Origin of the sequence: Cronobacter sp. EKM101R (assembly GCF_963888145.1) — a bacterium.
GTDB classification, from domain to species: domain Bacteria; phylum Pseudomonadota; class Gammaproteobacteria; order Enterobacterales; family Enterobacteriaceae; genus Cronobacter; species Cronobacter turicensis.
In genome coordinates this window covers 1-3,670 of the sequence record NZ_CAWPHW010000026.1, presented here as the reverse complement: position 1 = coordinate 3,670, position 3,670 = coordinate 1, and the positions used below count along the sequence as shown (strand labels likewise).

General features: G+C 47.8%; 6 protein-coding genes and 1 pseudogene. 2 read left to right on the top strand and 5 right to left on the bottom strand.

From position 1 onward, the window contains the following. The 4 genes and pseudogenes from AACV31_RS15050 to AACV31_RS15035 all read right to left on the bottom strand — a co-directional run. Positions 1-239: pseudogene (locus tag AACV31_RS15050) on the bottom strand (chromosome partitioning protein ParB); the annotation flags it as partial. A 33-nt stretch (positions 240-272) separates the two neighbouring features. Continuing rightward, a complete protein-coding gene (locus AACV31_RS15045; protein WP_165157062.1) occupies positions 273-1,184 on the bottom strand; it encodes a DNA-binding protein in 912 nt (303 codons plus the stop codon). Continuing rightward, on the bottom strand, positions 1,177-1,665 hold the full coding sequence (locus tag AACV31_RS15040) for a toxin YdaT family protein (protein WP_165157060.1): 489 nt from the start codon (positions 1,663-1,665) through the stop codon (positions 1,177-1,179). The genes AACV31_RS15045 and AACV31_RS15040 overlap by 8 nt, the downstream gene beginning before the upstream one ends. After that, positions 1,643-1,876 (bottom strand): Cro/CI family transcriptional regulator, encoded by a 234-nt coding sequence (locus tag AACV31_RS15035; protein ID WP_165157058.1) that lies wholly within the window; start codon positions 1,874-1,876, stop codon positions 1,643-1,645. Before AACV31_RS15035 ends, AACV31_RS15040 begins: the two co-directional genes overlap by 23 nt. 83 nt (positions 1,877-1,959) lie before the next feature. Between AACV31_RS15035 and AACV31_RS15030 the strand changes: the two genes are divergently transcribed. Both AACV31_RS15030 and AACV31_RS15025 read left to right on the top strand, forming a co-directional pair. Further along, a complete protein-coding gene (locus tag AACV31_RS15030) occupies positions 1,960-2,361 on the top strand; it encodes a helix-turn-helix domain-containing protein (protein WP_165157056.1) in 402 nt (133 codons plus the stop codon). 173 nt (positions 2,362-2,534) lie between these two features. After that, positions 2,535-2,699, top strand: a complete 165-nt coding sequence (locus tag AACV31_RS15025; RefSeq protein ID WP_165157054.1) for a hypothetical protein — start codon at positions 2,535-2,537, stop codon at positions 2,697-2,699. A 149-nt stretch (positions 2,700-2,848) separates the two neighbouring features. On the opposite strand, the gene AACV31_RS15020 is transcribed toward AACV31_RS15025, so the two are convergent. Then, positions 2,849-3,301, bottom strand: coding sequence for a super-infection exclusion protein B (locus AACV31_RS15020; RefSeq protein ID WP_255491431.1), 453 nt, complete (start codon positions 3,299-3,301; stop codon positions 2,849-2,851). Positions 3,302-3,670 lie beyond the last annotated feature (369 nt).

Here is a 3,670-nt window from a genome sequence, read left to right as displayed (position 1 = left end):
CGGTGCCCCTCGACAATCCACACACCGCCCTCATCGCGTGGTATCACTTCCAGCGCAGGAACACGGCCACCGGCGCAGAGAAACTCAAACAGTTCATCATCGGCCTGGCGGGTTCGCTCGTCGTTCTCGCGCTTGTTAAAACCGTCTTTGACATGCACGTCATCAAGCCGGATGAACATGCCCGAATGCAGGCGCTTGATAACGCCGGATGTAGTCATTTTTTTGAATGAATTGGACATATTTAACTCTCACAAAAATTACTGGTACTGCTGTTATCCCCTGAAGCCAGGCGGGATTGTGTTGTCTGGCTCTGGAATGGTGTTTACATCGGTTCCATTGCGCACCGTGTTCTGCACAGTCCACGCTTCCTCGTAGTGCAACGATTTCCCGAAAAACGTAGAGGCCTGTTTTACGTATTCAGTATTCAATCTTCCGGTAGCTTCAACGTAAGCTGCATACCGCAATACACCATCGAGCAAGACCTGAGGTTCCACGCCAGATTTAATTCGGGCATTCCACGCCTTGAAAGCATCAGCCTTACTGTTACCACCAGCTCTCTTCGGATAAACCGCCCAAACTTTTTCGAACTCGGCTGGGTAGTTATTTTTTACAGATGGAGCAGACCTTTTCGCAGATGGAATTCCATTCGGGGGGATGGCTTCGCCATGCCCCAATTTATATTCTTTCTGTTCTTGATCCTGATCCTGTTCCTGATCCTGACTTGGAAGCCCCCTTGAAGCCCCTTCAGACCCCCTTTCATTTCCACGGTTGACCGTCAGGTGGAAATCGCTTTTATATCTTTCATAAAATGCTGATAGAAAAGGATTTTTAGGTAGTGCCGCATAACTATTCCGCACCCCTGCGCATTTTTTATCACCCGGCTTAAGCTCCCTGCCTACCTGATATGCCGCCATTTCATGCACCCAGACCATCTCCGAGTGCTCGTCATAGCTGCAAAACCCCGCTTTGATGGCCCCATCAAGCCCCTTCGATGCCCCTTCTAAGCCCAATCCAGTCTCATGAGCCAGGTACAACAAAGGCAGGTAATACAAGCCAAGCATGTTCGCGTGAGGTGACGTCATCAGATAAAACGCGACAACCTGAGCCTCCGCACCTGCTTTTCTCAGCTCTCGACCTGTTTCCCCCAACCAAAATTGAGGTGATACGGTGGCATAGTCACGCATAACTTCCCCGGTATACTTCCCGCGCATCAGCACGACAAAGCGGCTCGATGACCGACTTAATGGCCATAAACGCAGATATAGCTTCGTTAATTTCTTTCAATGCAACGGCTGGCGCAGCACGAAGATGAACAGCATTAACCGCTTCAATGCTTTCTTTTGCCGCAACCGTAGCAAGCAGCGTAGGATCATGGGGCGATTCAATACGGGCTCTCCGTTCTGCAGGCAATACGGATAACGCGACGGGTTTTAGTTCAACGGCCAGCGATGCATAGCGTGGACCGTCAAACCCGCGAAAAATACGTTTTACTCGCTGTATTGCGTTTCTAAGCCCCTCACCTGTATTAACCGTTGGCAGAATGTCACCGCCACCATCAGCGTGATACTGATCCGCTATCGCCATCCCGACCACTTTCCAGCCATCTGCCAATGCCCAGTCTTCCAACTCTGCCGCCACAACATCAATCGGAGGACTGATTTTCATGATTCAGTTCCTCTTCAGAGCTGGCGTTATCCTTTGACTTATACAAGCCAGGGTCATATGGCAGCGCGCCATTTGTTAGTGCAGCCAGTTCCATTGCTCGCAACTTCGGGATGACTTTCCCCCACCTGGTCACAGACGGCCTGCTTACATTTGCTGCTGCCGCTAACTTACTTTTGCTACCAAAGAATTTGATCGCATCTTCTTTGTACACTTTACGAACTCCATTTGTTAGCCATAGCTAACACTATAGAAGTTAACACAAACAGAGTAAAGAAGAATTAGCATTAGCTAACTATGAAAAATTTAACCATTGGCGAACGAATCCGGAACCGCCGGAAAGAATTGAAGTTTACGCAGCGCTCTCTTGCAAAAGCGCTTAAGATTTCACACGTATCTGTTTCTCAGTGGGAACGAGACGACAGTGAACCAACCGGAAAAAACCTTTTTGCCTTAACGAAAGCGCTGAAATGCACCCCAACATGGATACTCTTCGGCGATGAGGATCAATCACCCCAACCGCCTACAGATGAACCACCTGAGCTTGACGATAAGCAACGTGAGTTACTTGAACTGTTTATTGCCATAACTGATTCAGAACAGAATGAGCTGTTGAATGAGCTCAGAGCTCGTGTAGAAAATAACAAAATCCGCCTCGAAGAACTCCTCAAAGCCCGCCAACGCTCCCAAAAAAAATAAAAGCTTAGCTAACAATATGTTAGCTGCTTTTTTGCATCTTTTGGTTAGCTGTGACTAACAAACACTTGATCATGACGTTAGCTTTGGCTAACTTATCATTACTGAGAACACACAGTGATTTCTCAAAATGTTCCGCCACCCGGCGTTAAGGGGAGAGAAAAATAGAGGCAACGATGAAACAAGAAGAGAGACTTACAAGCAGCCTGCTCCTGGAAGTTGCAGGAAAGATAGCTAAAGAAGCAGAACGCATTGCGAAGAGCAACGGGCTGGGGGAGCGACACGTAACCGGTTTGCCGCACCTTGCATTAATTGCGAGCTGGAACTTCAAAAGAAGTTGAATCGTATTCTGGTGTAATTGCTGACATTTTATCCTCCATTGAGAGTCTGAATTGAAAATGGAGGCCAGCACGCTGCCACGTGTGGTCGTGCGCCGGACAAGGATAAGTATCCGGCACTGATATTCTGCTGAATGACTGGACGCACTTATTCAGGGGAGAATATCGAAACGTTTTGAGAAGGGGTTCCAGGTGGCAAGCATTAACGACTTATACTCGGGATCGACATTAAGCATTACTGAGGTGCGGTCAATATTAAAGCCTGTCGGGCGAATGATGCCAGCCTTAATCAGAGCATTTGCATCAGCATTATCGCCGGGCACACATAAACGGCTTGCACCAGAGTAAAGAATGTCATCAAGCAATAATAATTGCGCCGAACTCAGGGAGTTAAGCTTTTTTAACATGCGTTTTGTCCTGACCTTGTGATAGCAAAACGCCATAAAAAACAGGCCAACGACTCTGGAGAACAGCACAACAACGTAGGCTACGGCAAAGCTGAAAATATGGAACGCATACGGGACTCCACTTTTACCCGATATGAATTCAGGCAGATTTTCAGGGGCGAATATCATGATCAGGAAAAACAAAACAATAACAATCATTAGCTGGTTTACTGATTTTTTCGGCAAAGAATCTTGCCAGTGTTAAAGCACTTTCTAACATTTCAATAAATTAGCAATTCTCAACTGTAAGGGTATTGAAATGTTAACACAGGTTCTCGCTGTAGGGGTATAGCTGAGACCACCCTGCCCGGAGGTGGATAAATAAACCGGGCACACAACATGAAGCACACTCCATTCAATCAGTTGGGGACTGGTGGTTAACGCAAAACGGCGGAGTGTGCTTCATATTGTGGTGAATGCGGCTAAGCGCACGCGGGGAAGGCCGGTGTACGTTCTCCTTTTCAGTGCAAGCCCCGTCTGGTATTCGGCCTTGACCAGACACCGGGAGGCACCCGGCACCACAATATT